This is a genomic window from Pseudomonas sp. PDM27, from assembly GCF_019219205.1.
GTDB classification, from domain to species: domain Bacteria; phylum Pseudomonadota; class Gammaproteobacteria; order Pseudomonadales; family Pseudomonadaceae; genus Aquipseudomonas; species Aquipseudomonas laurylsulfatiphila.
Window position 1 is genome coordinate 76,797 of record NZ_JAHUWF010000019.1, and the last position, 18,082, is coordinate 94,878.

An 18,082-nucleotide genomic window follows, 5' to 3' on the forward strand; every position below is an offset into this window, starting at 1 on the left:
CTCGCGAAGAGGACCTTGCATTCAACATCCCTGTCGACTGACCGGACGCCTTCGCGGGCAAGCCCGCTCCCACAGGTTATGCAGGCCGTCATACCGCCGTCTCCTGAGCGCCGGTCTTGCCAAAGCGCCGACCGAGACGATCGAAATACAGGTAAATCACAGGCGTAGTGAACAGGGTCAACACCTGGCTCAGCAACAGGCCGCCGACCATTACCAACCCCAGCGGCTGGCGCAGTTCCGCGCCGGAACCGGTGGCCAGCATCAACGGCACGGCACCGAAGAGCGCGGCCAGGGTCGTCATCAGGATCGGCCGGAAACGCAGCAAGGCGGCCTGATAGATCGCCGTTTGCGGGTCCATGCCCTGGTTGCGTTCAGCGTCGAGGGCGAAGTCGATCATCATGATCGCGTTCTTCTTGACGATGCCGATCAGCAGGATGATGCCGATGATCGCGATCATGCCCAGGTCGTTGCCGCTGAGGATCAACGCCAGCAAGGCGCCCACCGCCGCCGACGGCAAGGTCGAGAGAATGGTGATCGGGTGGATGTAGCTCTCGTAGAGCACGCCCAGCACGATGTACATGGTCACCACCGCCGCCAGGATCAGCAGCAAGGTGCTCGACAACGAAGCCTGGAACGCCTCTGCGGCGCCCTGGAACTGGGTCTGCACGCCAATCGGCATGCCGATCTCCTTCTGCACCTGCTCGATGATCTCGACCGCATGCCCCAGCGCCACGCCGGGCGCCAGGTTGAAGGACATCATCACCGCCGGGAACTGGCCGATGTGGGTGATCGCCAGTTGCGCCTGACGTTCCTCGATATGCGCCAGGCTGGACAGGCGTACCTGACCGCCATCGGTGGTCTTGACGTGAATCTGGTTCAACGCATCCGGGCCGATCTTTTCGCCGGACTGCGATTGCAGGACCACGCGGTACTGGCTCGCCTGGGTGTAGATCGTGGAAATCTGCCGCTGGCCGAAGGCGTCGTACAGCGCATCGGTGATGTTCGACACCGACACCCCGACCCGCGACGCCGCATCCCGGTCGATCACCAGATAGACCTGCAAGCCCTTGTCCTGCAGATCGCTGGCCACGTCTGTCAGCTCCGGCCGGTCGGCCAAGGCCTCCACCAGGCGCCTGCTCCACAGGCTCAGCAGTTCCGAGTCCGGTGACGACATGCTGAACTGGTACTGCGTGCGGCTGACCCGGTCCTCGATGGTCAGGTCCTGCACCGGCTGCATGAACAGACGGATGCCGACCAGCTTGTCGAGCTCCGGTTGCAGGCGGGCAATCACTTGCGTTGCACTCAGGTCACGGTCGTGGTGCGACTTGAGGTTGATCAGCAAACGACCGCTGTTGAGCGTTGAGTTGTCGCCGTCGACACCAATGTAGGAGGACAGGCTCTCGACGGCGGGGTCGGCCAGAATCACCTTGGCCAGTTCCTGCTGACGCTCGCTCATGGCTGCGAAGGAAATCGATTGCGGCGCTTCGGAAATACCCTGGATAACCCCGGTGTCCTGCACCGGGAAGAAGCCTTTGGGCACCACCATGTACAGGAATACCGTCAGCGCCAGAGTGCCAATAGCCACCATCAAGGTCAGGGGCTGGTGCTTGAGCACCCACTGCAACTTGCGTCCATAAGCGGCGATCATCCAGTCGATGAACGCACCGCTGGCGCGATAGAAACGCCCCTGCTCGGCTTCCTTGGGTTCGCGCTTGAGCAGCCGCGCGCACATCATCGGCGTCAGCGTCAGGGAAACCACCAGGGAAATCAGGATCGCCACCGCGAGTGTGATGGCGAACTCGCGGAACAACCGCCCGACCACGTCCGCCATGAACAGCAGCGGGATCAGCACGGCGATCAGCGACAACGTCAGGGAAATCAGGGTGAAACCGATCTGCTTGGCGCCCTTGAGCGCCGCGTTCAGCGGGCTGTCGCCCTCCTCGATGAAGCGCGAAATGTTCTCCAGCATGACGATCGCATCGTCCACCACAAAACCGGTGGCGATGGTCAGGGCCATCAGGGTCAGGTTGTTGACCGAGAACCCGGCCAGGTACATCACGCCGAAGGTGCCGATCAGCGACAGCGGCACGGCCACCGACGGAATGATCGTGGCGCTGGCGCGACGCAGGAACAGGAAGGTGACCATGACCACCAGGGCGATGGCGATCAGCAATTCGTGCTGCACGTCCTTGACCGAGGCGCGGATGGTCTGGGTGCGGTCGGTCAGCACCACCACGTCGAGGCCGGCCGGCAGGTTGTCGGTGATGCTCGGCAGCAGCGCCTTGATCCGGTCCACCACCTCGATCACGTTGGCCCCGGGCTGACGCTGGATGTTGAGCAGCACGGCCTGGTTTTCGTTGGCCCATGCCGCGAGGCGTTCGTTCTCGGCGCCGTCGACGATTTCAGCGACGTCCTTGAGCCGCAGCGGCGCGCCGTTGGCATAGGCCAGGATCAGGTTGGCGTAGTCCTTGGGCGAGGTCAGTTGATCGTTGGCATCAAGCATAGAGACCCGGGTCGGGCCGTCGAAGTTGCCCTTGGGCTGGTTGACGTTGGAGGCGCCGATCAGGGTGCGCACGTCCGACAGGTTCAAGCCGTTGGCCGCCAGGGCCTCCGGGTTGACCTTGATCCGCACGGCCTGGCGTTGACCACCGGCGATGCTGACCATGCCGACGCCGCTGATCTGGGCGATTTTCTGCGCCATGCGCGTATCGACCAGATCGTTGAGTTTGGGCAGCAACATGGTCTTGGAGGTGATGGCCAGGGTCAGCACCGGGGTATCGGCCGGATTGACCTTGTTGTACACCGGCGGTGCCGGCAGGTCCTTGGGCAGCAGGTTGGTGGCGGCGTTGATCGCCGCCTGCACCTGTTGCTCGGCCACGTCCATGTTGATGTCGAGGCTGAACCGCAACGTCAGTACCGACGCGCCGCCGGAACTGGTGGAGGCCATTTGTGTCAGGCCGGGCATTTGCCCGAACTGCCGCTCAAGCGGCGCGGTCACCGCGCTGGTCATGACATCCGGGCTGGCGCCGGGGTACAGGGTCATGACGCGAATGGTCGGGTAGTCGACCTGGGGTAGCGCCGACACCGGCAGCAGCCGATAGGCAATCACGCCGGCCAGGATAATCGCCAGCATGCTCAGCGTGGTGGCTACCGGGCGAAGGATGAACAGCCGCGAGATGTTCATGCGCCACCCTTTTTCGCCTTGTCGGTGGTCGCGGGCTCAGCCGCGTTGACCGCCGACTTGCCTTGCAGGTGTTCGGTTGGCGTGGTCGGCACGTCCTGGCTGTCGTTGACCACCTCCACGTCGCTGCCGTCTTTCAGGCGGTCAGTGCCCTCTAGTACGACGCGGTCGCCCGCGGACAGGCCTTCGGTGACCACAGTGTTCAGGCCGTCACTGGCGCCGACTTTCAACTGACGGATCTTGACCTTCTTGTCACCCTCCAGGACATAGGCGAACGTGCCGTTGGTGCCGAACTGGATCGCGGCGGACGGTGCGAGCACCACGTTTTTGAGGGTGTCGGCCAGCAGGCGCACATTGACGAACTGGTTCGGGAACAGCGACTGATCACGGTTCTCGTAGCGAGCCTTGAATTTCAGGGTGCCGGTGGTGACGTCGATCTGGTTGTCCAGGCTCTGCAGCACGCCAGTGGCCTGCAATTTGGTATCGCCGCGATCCCAGGCTTCAGCCGGCAATTTGGCACCGCTGCGATAACGGGCAAGCACGGTGTCGAGGCTGTTTTCCGGGAGGGTGAAGGCCACGCTGATCGGTTGGGTCTGGGTGATGATCGCCAAGGCGGTGGTGTCATTGGCCGCCACCAGGTTGCCGACGTCCAGTTGACGCAGGCCCACGCGACCGGTGATGGGTGCGCGGATCCGGGTGAATTCAAGGTTGAGCTTGGCATCGTTGACCGCTGCCTGGTTGGTCTTCACCGTGCCCTGGAACTGACCGACCAGCGCTTCGGCGGTGTCCAGGGTCTGCTTGGCAATACTGTCCTCGCGGTACAGGCCGCGATAGCGCTCGACATCGACCTGGGCGTTTTTCAGTTGCGCCTGATTCTGCAGCAAGGTGCCTTCGGCCTGAAGCAAGGCGTTCTGGTAGGGGCGCGGGTCGATTTCGGCCAGCAGGTCGCCGGCCTTGACCATCTGCCCTTCTTCGAAATAGATCTTGACCAGCTCACCGCCGACGCGGCTGCGGACGTTGATGGTATTCAGCGCCGTGACCGTGCCCAGCGCCTTGAAGTACAGCGGGAAGTCACCGGTGACGGCCGCAGCCACGCGCACCGGCACCGGCCCTGACGCACCGCCGAACCCCGGACGCATGCCCCCCGATCGCCCGGTATGCCCGGCAACGGCTTTCTGCCCCGCCGCCTCCTTGGGTGCAGCGCTGCCCGGCCAGAATTTCCAGCACAGGCCAGCGATGACCAACAGGACAAGCAGGCCGAACAGCCAGCGACGGGGACTACGGGAAGCGGAGGATTGCATTGAGTGATCAACCATTGGGCGCGTGGGCTTTTTTACATGAGGCTGAACGATAAGCACTGGCGGGTTTTAAGCAAAGCGCCTTTACCGGCAATTTACTTTCGGCTTACGTAACAGGAGTTTTGTGTAAGACACTGAAGCACAAATGAAAACGGCCTGGACAGGGCCAGGCCGTTAAACATTGTAAAGGTACGCTTATTTCAGAACAGCAAGTGCCGCTTCGTAGTTCGGCTCGTCAGCGATTTCGCCAACCAGCTCGCTGTGCAGCACATTGTCGTTTTCGTCCAGAACCACCACGGCACGAGCGGTCAGGCCCTTGAGCGGGCCGTCGGCGATGGCAACACCGTAGTTCTGGATGAACTCGGCACCGCGCAGGGTCGACAGGTTCTGGACGTTTTCCAGGCCTTCGGCGCCGCAGAAGCGGGCCTGGGCGAACGGCAGGTCAGCGGAGATGCACAGCACGACAGTGTTGTCGACGCTACCGGCCTTGGCGTTGAACTGGCGCACCGAGGTGGCGCAGGTCGGGGTGTCAACGCTTGGGAAGATGTTCAGCACTTTGCGCTTGCCGGCAAAGTCTTTGAGGGTAACGTCGGACAGATTGCCGGCAACCAGGGAAAAGGCTGGCGCCTTGGAACCGGCTTGTGGCAGTTGGCCGTTGACTTGAACCGGGTTGCCTTTAAGAGTGACTTGAGCCATGAACGGAGTCCTTCTGAACGTTGTGGTGGAGAATTTTGACGAGGCCGAAGTTAACCACGAAATTGTCCTGTGACCTATGGTCAAACATAAATTGTCATGTATCGGCATACAAAACTGGATACAACCCATAACCCTGTGGGAGCGGGCTTGCTCCGGGCGGCGCTCCGACGAAAGCGCAATGTCATGCAACTTCGCTGGTGACCGAACTGACGCCATCGCGAGCAGGCTCGCTCCCACAGGGTTCGCTTGTTAGCCGAACAAGTCGGCAAAAGTACAGAGTACGCCCTCACCCGCCGCTTCCCGATGTACATGACGAAAGGTACGCGACACGTCTTCGACTGAAACTTTTTTAGCACTCTGTCGAATTGCTCCACCGTCGTTCGACTATAAATCGAATCACTCAACTGCAACGGAGACGAGACCATGCGATTCATGATCATCATCAAGGCCAGCCAGGATTCCGAAGCCGGCGTCATGCCCAGCCAGGAACTGCTGACCGCCATGGGCAACTACAACGAAGAACTGGTCAAGGCCGGCATCATGCTCGCGGGCGAAGGCCTGCATCCGAGCAGCAAGGGCGCTCGTGTAAAGTTTTCAGGTGACCAACGCACGGTGATCGACGGCCCCTTCATCGAAACCAAGGAACTGATTGCCGGTTTCTGGTTGTGGAAAGTGAAGTCCAAAGAAGAAGCCATCGAATGGGTCAAGCGCTGCCCCAACCCGATGCCGGGCACCGAAGCCGAAATCGAGATTCGCCAGGTGTTTGAAGCCGAAGATTTTGGCGCCGAGTTCACGCCGGAACTGCGCGAGCAGGAACAGCGGGTTTGGGAGCAGGCGAAGAAGAACTGACTGATTCGACCTTTTCCTCTGTTTCCTGTGGGAGCGGGCTTGCTCCCACATTGAACTAGATAGCCACTCAACTTGCCTGGGCAAGCCTTTGATCCGCATTAACTTTTTAGTACACAAAAATAACGAGAATCCACACACAAAACGAAAGAATTAATCCATTAGATTGGCCAACCCGTGGTTAACTGCTAATTTCATCCGACAAGTCCTACAGGCTTGATCGGAAAGGGATTACGCAGTTGCGGCCAAACTTAAGGACCGTCTGCCCAATCAGCCACCAGGGAGCCGGGGGATTAATGTCAAAGAAATTGGGGAAGTACGCCTTCGTCTGGGTGACTTCGCTCGCGCCTGTTTTTTTTGCTCACGCCGATAACGCCGAAACGGCCAACAAAAGTAACAACCCGCTGAACCTGGCGCCCGGCGTCAACCTTCAGGACTACTACACCCCAAAGTTGTTCGACACCAACGCTCATACCAATGACGCACTGCTGCGTGGCGCGTTGCCCATGGCGCCGAATGATTTCATTGGTGTCCCGCAACTGTTGCGCGTCACCCTTCCCGTCAGCACCCGCCCGGATCCCCACAACGGCTACAGCACCGGCATCGGTGACCTGAACCTGTTCGATATTTTCCTGCTCAAAACCGAAGGCGTGCAGTTGGGCGTCGGCCCGCAAATCACTGCGCCGACCGCTGAGCAGGATGAGTTGGGAACCGGCAAATGGCAGGCTGGCCTGTCCGCCATCGCCATCGACTCCTCGCCACGCGGACTCCTCGGCGCACTGGTGCAGTACCAGAGCTCGTTCGCCGGTGATCACGACCGTCCTCACGTCGAGTCCGCCACCTTCCAGCCGTTCATCATCCACAACCTGGAAAAAGGCTGGTACCTGCGCTCGACCGGTATCTGGACGTTCGACCTGAAGAACAACACTCACTACATCCCACTCGGTTTGGGTGGCGGCAAAGCCTGGAAGTCCGGGTCCAATATCCTCAATGCCTTTATCGAGCCACAGTGGACCGTTGACCGAAAAGGCGATGGTTTGCCGCAGTTCACAGTGTTCGCCGGGATCAATGTCACCTTCGGTAAATAAGGATTTTTGTATGCACGGTGCACTTCGCGCAGCCGGTTTCAGCCTGATGACAATGTTCGTCAGTTGTGGTGCAGGGGCCAGTGTCGACTTCACCGCCACCCCGGACGAAGCCCGGGCCATTGCCAGGGAGGCCTATCTGTACGGCCTCCCGGTGGTGGAGATGTACAAGACCCTCTACACACAGGCCGTGGACAGGAAGAGCCCGAATTTCAAGGCACCGTTCAATCAGATCGGCAATACCGCCAAGGCGTTTACCGCGAAGGACACGGCGTTCGTCACCCCGAACTTCGACACGCCCTACTCCTTTGTCTGGATGGATTTGCGCGCCGAGCCGTTGGTGCTGACCCTGCCGCCCATCGAAGAACACCGTTACTACTCGGTGCAACTGATCGACGCCTATACCCAGAACTTTGGCTATCTGGGCACTCGCAGCACGGGCAACAACGGGGGGCACTACATGATTGCCGGCCCGAACTGGCAGGGTCAGCAACCGGTCGACATCGACCGCATGGTCCGCAGTGAAAGCAACATCGCTTATGCGCTGTACCGCACGCAATTGTTCGATGAAAAAGACCTGGCCAAGGTCAAGCAGATCCAGAAGGGCTACAAGGTCGAACCCCTGAGTCACTACGTCAAACAGAAGGCCCCGGCTGCCGCGCCGAAAATCGACTGGCCGAAACCGACGCCGACCATGAGCGAGACCCCGGACCTGTTTCGCTACCTGAATTTCATGCTGGCATTCACCCCGGCCCAGGACGTGGAAAAAGACCTGCTGGCGCGCTTCGCAAAAATCGGCGTCGGGGCCGGCAAACCCTTCAGGCTCAGCGACCTCAGCGCCGAACAACGCCAGGCACTGGAAGACGGCATCAGTGACGCCAGGGCCGAGTTCGCCGAATTCAAGAAAACCAAAGTCGACACCCATGAGGTCAGCAGCGGTGACCTGTTCGGCAGCCGCGACCACCTCAAGGGCAACTACCTGTACCGCTATGCAGGCGCCAACATGGGGATTTTCGGCAACTCTGCCGAAGAGGCGAACTACTTCGGCTATTTCGTCGACAAGGACGGAAAACCGGTCGACGCATCGAAAACCGACTACACCCTGCATTTTGACAAGGACGCCCTGCCCCCGGTCGATGCGTTCTGGTCGCTGACCATGTATGACGGCAAAAACAAATTGCTGGTGGCCAACCCGCTCAATCGCTACTTGATCAATTCGCGGATGTTGCCCGACCTCAAGCTCGATGCCGATGGCGGCCTGACTCTTTACGTGCAGCACAAGGCACCGGCCAAAGCATTGCAAAGCAACTGGCTGCCGGCACCGAATGGTCCGTTCTACGGCGTGCTGCGCCTGTACCTGCCCAAACCTGAAGTCAACAACGGCCAGTGGAAACTGCCGCTGCTGGCGCCAGCCACCCCACAACAATAAGCGGAGTCGTTCATGATCAGGCCTTTCGTAGTGCGCCCCTTGTTGGCGCTGTGCATGGTCAGCGTCAGTCCATGGGGTCTGGCGGCCGAAGGCGGTGTCGGTCGTCCGATCACCGGCCAACAAGTGTTTTCCGATGCCGGGATCGTGCCCCCGGAGCCGGGTTGGGTCATGTCCCTGACCAGCATCTGGTACGACGGCGACCTCAAGGGCAACGCCCAGGTGCCGATCGTGGGCGCCCTGGGTACCGGGCTGGACATGAAAGTGTCTTACACCATGGCCAACTTCACTCACGTCTGGGACACGGGCAAGGGTCGCTGGAACTACGCCTCGGCCATCGGTGTACCGGTGCAGTACACCGACATTACCGCAAGCATCACCGGCCCTCGCGGCAGGACCCTGGGCTCCGAGGACACCGGCACCCAGTTCGCCGACATGCTGGTGACGCCGATTGCCGCCGGCTATCACTTCGACGAACTCAACCACATCGCGTTCTCGCTGCCGATCTACGTGCCGACCGGTGCCTATAACGACGATCGCCTGGCCAACCCCGGGCAGAACACTTACACCTTCATGCCGACCGTGGCGTTCACTCACCTGGACGGCAAGGGCGGCGAGTTCACGTTGTCGAGCGGCCTGGAGTTCTACACCGAGAACGACGCCACGGATTATCGCAACGGCAACATTTTCACCCTCGACGCCCTGTGGACCCACGGCTTCGGCAACGGCTGGAACGCCGGTTTGGTGGCAGGCTATATCCAGCAGGTCACCGATGACTCCGGATCCGGCGCAACCAGCGGTTTTCGCGGACGCTCGGTGGGCGCTGGCCCGACGGTAGGCTGGAGCGGCAAGTTCGCCGACGCCCAGGCCAACATCAGTGCCCGCTGGGTGCCGGAGTTCGACACCAAGAACCGGCCCGAAGGCAATGGCATCAGCGTCAACCTGACCCTGGCATTTTTCTAAGAGGTAGCCTGGGATGGCCATCAGTACTCGTTTGACCTTTTGCAGTGTCCTGTTCAGCGGCTTCGCCTGCGCCAGCGGTGAATTGCCCACGCTGACTGACGCGCCGGCGCAGGCCGCCGCCAAAGGTGACCCCGAGACTTGTCACCGGCTGCAACAGGACTTCGACATCGACCTGAAAAAAGTCGTGGCGGCCGGCTGCGACCCGTCGACCGAGCAAATCGCCAAGTTGATGGATAACCCGGTGGGCAATCTGGTGTTGCTGTTCAATCAGTTCGACTACACCGCACTCAAAGGTCCGCACAGCAACGGCACACGCATGCTGGGCAAGTACAGCTTCATGCCGACCTTCCCGATTTCCATCGGCGAAGACTGGAACCTGATCAACCGCCTGCCCGTCAGCTACGTCAGTGCGCCAGTCAATCACAAGGCGGGCAATCTGATCGGCATGGGTCCCAGCGATATCCTCAGCGACCGTGGCGACTTTGCCTCGGTCGTGCAAGACCCGTTCGACCGCACCAGCGGTTTTGGCGATCTGGCCTATGTCGGTGTGTTCTCGCCCAAGGAGCCGGTGCGCTTCGCCGGGGGCGGCAAGATGGTCTGGGGGTTCGGCCCGACCGCGATGTTTCCCACTGCGGAAAAAGACGTCCTGGGCACCGGCAAATATTCCCTGGGCCCGGCGTTCGTCGCCGCGTACCTGGGCGAAGACTGGACCCTGGGCCTGTTCCCGCAACACTGGTGGTCGGTCGGTGGCGACAGCCAGCGCAAGGATGTGAGCCTGACCAACATTCAGTATTTCATCCAGCGCGCGATCCCCGGTCCCGAGCAATGGCGGATCGGCATGACGCCCAACGTCACCGTGAACTGGAAAGCCGAAGGCGGCAACAAAGTGACCTTCCCTGTCGGTCTCGGCGCCGGGCGGATATTCAACTTCGGCAAGCTGCCGGTGCGTATTTCCGGGGAGATCCAGTATTCGGCGATTCACCCCGACGACCTCATCAGCAGTCGCTGGAATTTCCGACTGTCATTCATTCCGGTCATTCCGACCTTCATGCTTTGAGCGAGGAACCTTTCATGACCGCTCTCAACGACCTCAACGCCCTGCAAGCCAGCATCGCCGAAGCGGTGCTCGGCCAGGACCAGGTCATTCGTCAAATCCTTGTGGGCCTGCTGGCCAACGGGCATCTGCTGCTCGAAAGTCTGCCCGGCCTGGCCAAGACCCGCACGGTGAAAGCACTGGCCAAACACCTGGACGCGAAGATGAGTCGCATCCAGTTCACCCCGGACTTGCTGCCGTCGGACATCACCGGCGCCGAGGTGCTGCATCAGGTCGAAGGCAAGAACGAAATCCGCTTCCAGCCCGGCCCGCTATTCGGCAACCTGATCCTGGCCGACGAAATCAACCGTGCGCCGGCCAAGGTCCAGGCCGCGTTGCTCGAAGCCATGGAAGAACGCCAGATCACCGTGGCCGGCAACAGCCATGCGCTGCCGGAACTGTTCATCGTGGTGGCGACCCAGAACCCGATTGAACAGGAAGGCACGTACCCGCTGCCGGAAGCACAGATGGACCGCTTCCTGATGAAAGTGCTGCTCGATTACCCGAGCGCGGAAAACGAAAGCCAGGTGCTGCGCCTGCTGCGCGAAGAAGAACAGGCACTCGGCGCCAAAACGGCTGCGGTGCAGGGTTTTGCCCTGGCCCAGGACGTGATCTTTGCCGCGCGCCGGGAAGTCAGTGCGGTGCACGTGTCTCCGGCCATCGACCGTTACCTGATCGACCTGATCAATGCCACGCGCCATCCGGCCGATTACGACGCCGATCTCGGGCGCTGGATCAGCATCGGCGCCAGCCCCCGTGGCGGCATCGGCCTGGACCGTTGTGCCCGGGCCGACGCCTGGTTGCAGGGCCAGGTTTTCGTGTCTCCGGACAACGTGCGTGCCGTGGTGCACCCGGTGCTGCGCCATCGGTTGCAGCTGAGCTACGACGCGGTGGCCGATGGCGTAAGCGCCGACCAGGTGCTCGACCGTCTGCTCGATAAAGTCGCGATTCCGGCCTGATGCCCATGAACAGCGTCGACGGCCTGGTGTATGTCTCTCTGGCGCAGTTGATGGCCCTGGAGTTCAAGGCCCGTGACCTGAGTTTTGTCGCTCGCCAACCTCAAGGCAGCATCCTCGCGGGCAATCACGCTTCACGCTTGCGTGGCCGCGGCCTGAACTTCGATGAGCTGCGCCGCTATCAGCCGGGGGACGATTTGCGTCATCTCGACTGGCGCGCCTCCCTGCGCACCGGCAAACCGGTGGTACGCACGTTCACCGAAGAGCGCGACCGCCCGGCGCTGATCCTCGTCGACCAGCGCATGTCGATGTTCTTCGGTTCGCAACGCAGCTTCAAATCCGCGGTCGCCGCCGAGCTCGGCACCCTGGCGGCGTGGATGGTGTTCAACGCCGGCGACCGCGTCGGCGGGCTGGTGTTCAACGATCAACGCATCGACAGCATCGCCCCGCTGCGCAGCCGTAAACGCGTCGAGGCGCTGTGCAGCCGCATTGCCAAGCAGAACCAGGCACTCAATGCGGGCAACCCGGATGCCGAGGGCGCAGACCAGCTCGACAAGGTCCTGCAGCATTGCCTGGCCGTGGCCGGTCACGATCACCTGATCTGCATCGTCAGTGATTTTGCCGGGGCCGGCGAACGCACCTTACAGCTCATGCGGCAACTGGCGGCCCATAACGACTTGATCGCCATGCAGGTCTATGACCCGCTGGCACTGAACCTGCCGAAAAACGGCCGCGTGCTGATCACCCAGGGGCAATTGCAGGTGGAATTGGCGGTGGATCGGCAACAGGTGCATCAGCCATTGGGGGACTTTCTCAGCGGTCGGCTCAAGGACGTCGCCACTTTGCTGCGCCGCAGCCAGGTGCCTTTGATGATGTTCAGCACCGCCACCGAAGCCCACGAACAACTGCGTGCCGAACTGGGCAAGCTTGCCGGGAGACGCCGATGAACCCCGCTATCCCGAGCATCGACCAACTCAAGGAAATGGCCCTGCCGGCACCGGTCAGCTATGCGCCGCAGACCTGGGGTTGGTGGGCGTTGCTGACCTTGTTGGTGCTCAGCCTGTTGCTGGTCAGTGCCCGACGTTACTGGCAATGGCGGCGCGATCGCTATCGGCGCGAGGCGCTGGCACGGCTGGCGGAGTTGCAGCAACGCAGCAATGACCTGAATGCATTGCGCGAGCTTCCGGAGCTGCTCAAACGCGTGGCCCTCTCCATGCCTGCCCCCCGTGCCCCCTGTAGGAGCTGCCGAAGGCTGCGATCTTTTAGCGGCGTCGAGACCGCTGAAGATCAAAAGATCGCAGCCTTCGGCAGCTCCTACAGGGGGACGGTTGCGGCGTTGGGGAAAGAGGACTGGCAGGCATTTTTGCAGCGGCACAGTAAACAAACGCTACCCGCCGACTTCAGCCAACAACTGTCGCTGCTGGCCTACGCGCCTGACGCAACCTTGCGGGCCATGCCCAACGAGCAGCGCCAGCTGTTGTTCAGCACCTGCAAAACCTGGGTGGAGCGTCATCATGTGGCAGCTTGATTACCCCTGGTTGCTGATCCTGCTGCCATTGCCATGGTTGGGTTATCGCTACCTGCCCGATTACCGCGAGGCGCGCAGTGCCGTGCGCGTACCGTTTTTCGGCGCCATGAGCCGTGCAGTTGGTCAGGCACCCAGCCAGGCCGGTACCCGCAGCAACGGCTGGCAGTTGCTGCTGAACCTGTTGGTCTGGACACTGTTGCTGCTGGCGGCGAGCCGGCCGGTGTGGGTGGAACAGCCCATCGAGCGCCAGCAGCCGGTGCGTGACCTGATGCTGGCCATCGACATATCCCAGTCGATGGAAACCACCGACTTCACCGACGCCAACGGCCAGAAAATCAACCGCCTGGCCGCCGTCAAGGACGTGGTCCACGGGTTCATCGACAAGCGCAAGGACGATCGAATCGGACTGATCGTTTTCGGCACCGGCGCCTATCCGCAGGCACCCCTGACCCTCGATCACGCCAGCCTGTCACTGCTGCTGGACGACACCGGCATCGGCATGGCCGGCCCCAACACCGCCATCGGCGACGCCATCGGCCTGAGCCTGAAACTGCTGGAGCAGGCCCACGAACAGGAAAAAGTGCTGATCCTGCTCACCGACGGCAACGACACCAGCAGCGCCATCACCCCGGATCACGCGGCCGCCATGGCTGCCGCCAAAGGGGTGGTGATTCACACCATCGGCATCGGCGACCCGAACGCCGAAGGCGAAGCCAAGGTCAACCTGCAAGGTTTGCAGGACATTGCCCTGGCCACCGGCGGACGCTTCTTCCGCGCCGAAGACCGCAACACCCTGGATCAGGTCTACAGCACCCTCGACAAACTCACCCCGCATCAGGTGAAAACCCTCAGCCATCAGCCCAAACGCGATCTGTTCTGGTGGCCGCTGGGCGCAGCCATTGCTCTGCTGGCGATGTATCACCTGGGCGCCCTGCTGCTTCCACGGCTGATGCTCGCCCGTCAACGGCAGGAGACCTGAGATGGACATCAACCTCGGCGACTTCCACTTCCTGCGTCCTGTGTGGCTGTTGCTCGCCCTGTTCGGCGCGCTGCTGCCAGTGCTGTGGCGACATAGCCAGGATTTGCAACGTCGCTGGCGCAGCAACATCGCGGCGCACCTGCTGCCGCATCTGCTCATCACCCCGCAAGACCGGCACCGCCTGCGCCCGGTGCATCTGCTGTGTGCGCTGTTGGTACTGGGCGCCCTCGCCGCCGCCGGGCCGACCTGGGAACAGGATCGCCCGGACTTTCTGGAAAACCGCGCACCGCTGATCATCGCCGTCGACCTGTCGCCGTCCATGGACGCCAGCGACGTTCCACCCAGTCGCCTGGAAGCGGTCAAGCACAAGCTCCACGACCTGATCCAGCGCCGCGCCGGTTCGCGCAACGCCTTGATTGCCTACGCCGGCAGCGCGCATCTGGTGTTGCCCGCCACCGATGACCCGGCCCTGCTCGATACCTTCATCCAGGCCCTGAGCACCGACCTGATCAACAAACCGGGGAAAGATGTCGGCGCTGTCATCGATCAGGCCAAGCGCCTGCTCGGTGCCGAAAAAACACCCGGCACCCTGCTGCTGATCACCGATGGCGCCGACACCTCGACATTGGCCGGGCTGGACAAACGACTGGCGAACAGTGCGTTGCAAGTGCTGATTCTGGCAGCCGGCAGCAGCGACGGCGGGATCATCCGCGAAGCCAGCGGCCAGCCGCGCATCGACAGCAATGGTCGCCCGCAACTTGGCAGTTTCGACCAGGACGCCCTCAAGCAGCTTGCCTCAACGCTGGATGCCCCGCTGGGCAGCCTGACCCTCAACGATGACGATCTGGACTGGATCGAACTGCACGCCGAGCAGCACTACCAGTCAGCCAGCGACGAACAGCGTGAATTGCACTGGAAAGACGCCGGTTACTGGTTGTGCTGGCCGCTGCTGCTGTTCGCTTTCTTCAGTGTACGCAGGGGCTGGAGCGTGAACTGGATGGCGGGACTGCTGCTGACGGTGGGCCTGGGCCTGCCACCGGCGCCGGCACAGGCCAACGCATTGACCGATGCCTTTTTCACCCGCGACCAGCAAGGCCGCTGGGCCTTCGAACACCAGCACTACCCCCAGGCGGCGGCGCTGTTCGTCGATCCGTACTGGAAAGGCGTGGCCGCCTACAGCGCGGCCGATTTCGACCTGGCACTGGCCAGCTTCGCGCGGCTCGATACACCACAGGCGTATTTCTACCTGGGCAATATCTACGTGCGCCGGTTCAAGTTCGATCAGGCCATCGCGGCTTATCAGCAGGCACTGAAGTTGCAACCGCAGTTTCCGGAAGCCACGGCCAACCTGGCCCTGGCCATCGCCTTGCAAAAAGACACCGAAAGCGCCGAGAAAAACACACCGGAGGTCAAACCCGACGAAATCAAGATGGATAAAGCGCCGGGTAAAGGGCAAAGCAAAAAGATGGATACCCAACAAGCGGCCTCGGATGAGCAATGGTTGCAGAACCTGACCACGTCGCCGGCGAAGTTTCTCAAGCAGAAGTTCAGTCTGCAGGATCAGGCGGGGGCCAAGCCATGATCAGCCTGAAAGTCCGAGTCGCGGCCTTCGCGAGCAGGCTCGCTCCCACATTTGATCCAGACGCACCTCAAATCACCTGTGGGAGCGAGCCTGCTCGCGAAAGGGCCCGACCACTCACCACAAATCTCGGAGCCCTGCTCATCGGCCTGATCAGCCTCAACACATTCGCCGCCGACCCTCAACTGAAAGTCCAGGCCACCCTACAACCCGCCGACCCCGTCATGGTCGGCAGCCTGGTCGAACTGCAACTCGATGTCTTCACCGACACCTGGTTCACCAGCGCCCCCACCCTGCCCGACCTGAAACTGTCCGGCGCACTGGTGATGCCGCCGGACGGCCACGCCGAACACCTGAACCAGACTTTCGACGGCCAATCCTTCAGCGGCATGCGCTACAGCTACCTGATCACCCCGAACCTGGCCCAGGGCTTCGACATTCCGGCACTGACCGTTCAAGCCACACCGGGCCAGGCCAGCCACGAACTCAGCGCCCAAAGTCAGCCATTGCACTTCAACGCCGCACAGCCGCCGGGATTCCAGCCCGGGGAGGCGGTGCTGGTGGCTCAAGGGCTGCGGTTTACCCAGAAGACCATCCATTCGGCCACGCCGCTGAAGGTCGGCGACAGCATCACCCGGGAACTGACGCTACAGGCCGACGGTGCCCTGGCCATGTCACTGCCGACACCGACGCTGGACGCCATCAAGGGCCTGAGCCGCTACCCGAAACCAGCGCAAATCCGCAATCTGGATGACGGTCGCGGCAACTTCATGGGCGGCCAGCGCATCGACAGCGTGACATATCGAATTGACACCGAAGGCCACTACAGCCTGCCAGCCGTCGAACTGAAATGGTGGGATGCCAGCAGCCGGCAAACCCGCACGGCCACAGTGCCTGGCGTGACCTTCGACGCCGCGGCCAACAGCGCCTACAAGCCGGTGTTTTCAATCACCGAAGACCTGAAAAAACTCGGTCAGCACAATCGTTTGCACCTTTCCGGGCACTGGTTCGGACTATTGGCACTGGCGTTGGCGGTGGGGGCCCTGGGCTGGTTCAGTCGCCCGCTCGTACGCCGCGCGCACCTCAACTGGCAGGCCCGGCGCCGCGCCCGACACGCCGCCTGGCTCGAGTCCGCCGACTACGCGTGGCAGCAGATTCCGGCACAACTGGAGGGCAAACCGACGCAATTGAGCGCCCTGTACCTGTGGACCCGACGCAGCCGCCAGGGCCTGAAATTGACCGGTCTCGGCCCGCGCCTGCAAAGCTTCCTGCGGGCCTGTTACGGCCGCGAAACGGACAAAGAGCAGGCCCTGCGCCAAATCGGGGAATCCTTGTCTACGCTGCATAGTCAGGCCGAGTGCAACAGAGAATCAGTCTCTCCTGCGCTTCATCCGCTCAACCCCGTTCACGAGAAGGGTCTCCCATGACCAATTCAATATCGTTACGCCATCCTCGCGTATTCAGCTTCCTGTTGACCCTGGCCTTGAGCCTGCCGCTGTTGGTCCAGGCAGCCGAACCGCTGCCCTCGTGGAACGATGGGCCGTCGAAAAAGCAGATCATCGAGTTCGTGCAGGCGGTGACCGATCAAAACAGCAAGGACTTCGTCAAACCCGAAGACCGCATTGCCGTGTTCGATAACGACGGCACCTTGTGGAGCGAGCAGCCGATGTACTTCGAAATGCTGTTCGCCCTCGAAGAAGTCAAACGCACCGCGGCGCAGCACCCGGAATGGAAAACCACCCAGCCGTTCCAGGCCGTGCTGGAAAACGATCACAAGGCACTGGCCGCCAGCGGCCTGGAAGGCATGATGAAGATCTTCGGTGCGACCCACACCGGCATGACCAGCGAAGCGTTCGATGACTACGCCAAGACCTGGCTGAGTCAGGCCAGGCACCCGAAAACCGGCAAGCCGTACACCGAAATGATCTTCCAGCCGATGCTGGAGATGCTCGACTACCTGCGCGGTAACGCCTTCAAGACCTACATCGTCTCCGGTGGCGATACCGGGTTCATGCGCGCCTTTGCCGAGAAGGTCTACGGCATTCCACCGGAACAAGTCATCGGCACCACCTTCGTCACCGCGTTCCAGTACAAGGACGGCCAGGCGTCGATCCTGCGCACGCCGAAACTGGCCCACAACGACGATGGCCCGGGCAAACCCGAAAGCATCAATGCCGTGATCGGCAAACGACCGATCCTAGCGTTCGGCAACTCCGACGGCGACCTGCAAATGCTCCAGTGGACCGCCGCCGGTCCCGGTAAACGATTCATGGGGTTGGTGCACCACACCGACGCCAAGCGCGAATGGGCCTATGACCGACAGTCGCAGATCGGTCGCCTGGACAAGGCCCTGGACGAAGCGAACAAGCGTGGCTGGACGGTCGTCGACATGGCGGCCGAATGGCGCCGGATCTATCCATACGACGCCGCCACCCCCGAGCAAGCGCAGTAA

General features: G+C 61.6%; 15 protein-coding genes. 12 read left to right on the top strand and 3 right to left on the bottom strand.

What is annotated here, in order from left to right; all coding sequences use genetic code 11:
• Positions 1-88: 88 nt before the first annotated feature.
• The 3 genes from KW838_RS28510 to tpx form a co-directional block, all read right to left on the bottom strand.
• Positions 89-3,184 carry an MdtB/MuxB family multidrug efflux RND transporter permease subunit gene (locus tag KW838_RS28510; RefSeq protein ID WP_218504284.1) on the bottom strand — a complete coding sequence of 1,032 codons (3,096 nt, stop codon included), beginning with the start codon at positions 3,182-3,184 and terminating at the stop codon, positions 89-91.
• A complete protein-coding gene (locus KW838_RS28515; RefSeq protein ID WP_218504285.1) occupies positions 3,181-4,497 on the bottom strand; it encodes an MdtA/MuxA family multidrug efflux RND transporter periplasmic adaptor subunit in 1,317 nt (438 codons plus the stop codon). Before KW838_RS28515 ends, KW838_RS28510 begins: the two co-directional genes overlap by 4 nt.
• 177 nt (positions 4,498-4,674) lie before the next feature.
• On the bottom strand, positions 4,675-5,175 hold the full coding sequence (tpx, locus tag KW838_RS28520) for a thiol peroxidase (protein WP_102700029.1): 501 nt from the start codon (positions 5,173-5,175) through the stop codon (positions 4,675-4,677).
• A gap of 423 nt (positions 5,176-5,598) precedes the next feature.
• Between tpx and KW838_RS28525 the strand changes: the two genes are divergently transcribed.
• From KW838_RS28525 to KW838_RS28580, 12 genes are all read left to right on the top strand, one after another.
• A complete protein-coding gene (locus KW838_RS28525) occupies positions 5,599-6,024 on the top strand; it encodes a YciI family protein (RefSeq protein WP_218504286.1) in 426 nt (141 codons plus the stop codon).
• A gap of 293 nt (positions 6,025-6,317) precedes the next feature.
• Entirely contained in the window at positions 6,318-7,109 is a 792-nt protein-coding gene (locus KW838_RS28530) for a hypothetical protein (protein ID WP_102700027.1), read from the top strand.
• Positions 7,110-7,119: 10 nt separating this feature from the next.
• Positions 7,120-8,535 (top strand): DUF1254 domain-containing protein, encoded by a 1,416-nt coding sequence (locus KW838_RS28535; protein ID WP_218504287.1) that lies wholly within the window; start codon positions 7,120-7,122, stop codon positions 8,533-8,535.
• A 12-nt stretch (positions 8,536-8,547) separates the two neighbouring features.
• Positions 8,548-9,495 (top strand): transporter, encoded by a 948-nt coding sequence (locus KW838_RS28540; protein WP_116579299.1) that lies wholly within the window; start codon positions 8,548-8,550, stop codon positions 9,493-9,495.
• Positions 9,496-9,508: 13 nt separating this feature from the next.
• Positions 9,509-10,552, top strand: coding sequence for a hypothetical protein (locus KW838_RS28545; RefSeq protein WP_218504288.1), 1,044 nt, complete (start codon positions 9,509-9,511; stop codon positions 10,550-10,552).
• 14 nt (positions 10,553-10,566) lie between these two features.
• Entirely contained in the window at positions 10,567-11,547 is a 981-nt protein-coding gene (locus tag KW838_RS28550; protein ID WP_218504289.1) for a MoxR family ATPase, read from the top strand.
• Positions 11,547-12,491 (top strand): DUF58 domain-containing protein, encoded by a 945-nt coding sequence (locus KW838_RS28555; RefSeq protein ID WP_371317898.1) that lies wholly within the window; start codon positions 11,547-11,549, stop codon positions 12,489-12,491. The genes KW838_RS28550 and KW838_RS28555 overlap by 1 nt, the downstream gene beginning before the upstream one ends.
• Complete coding sequence (locus KW838_RS28560) at positions 12,488-13,072, top strand: DUF4381 domain-containing protein (protein ID WP_218504291.1); 585 nt, start codon at positions 12,488-12,490, stop codon at positions 13,070-13,072. The genes KW838_RS28555 and KW838_RS28560 overlap by 4 nt, the downstream gene beginning before the upstream one ends.
• Positions 13,059-14,051, top strand: a complete 993-nt coding sequence (locus KW838_RS28565; RefSeq protein ID WP_218504292.1) for a VWA domain-containing protein — start codon at positions 13,059-13,061, stop codon at positions 14,049-14,051. Before KW838_RS28560 ends, KW838_RS28565 begins: the two co-directional genes overlap by 14 nt.
• Position 14,052: 1 nt before the next feature.
• Positions 14,053-15,633: a VWA domain-containing protein gene (locus tag KW838_RS28570; RefSeq protein WP_218504293.1), complete on the top strand. Its 1,581-nt coding sequence runs from the start codon at positions 14,053-14,055 to the stop codon at positions 15,631-15,633.
• Complete coding sequence (locus tag KW838_RS28575; RefSeq protein WP_218504294.1) at positions 15,630-17,057, top strand: BatD family protein; 1,428 nt, start codon at positions 15,630-15,632, stop codon at positions 17,055-17,057. The genes KW838_RS28570 and KW838_RS28575 overlap by 4 nt, the downstream gene beginning before the upstream one ends.
• Positions 17,054-18,082, top strand: coding sequence for an HAD family phosphatase (locus KW838_RS28580; protein WP_218504295.1), 1,029 nt, complete (start codon positions 17,054-17,056; stop codon positions 18,080-18,082). The genes KW838_RS28575 and KW838_RS28580 overlap by 4 nt, the downstream gene beginning before the upstream one ends.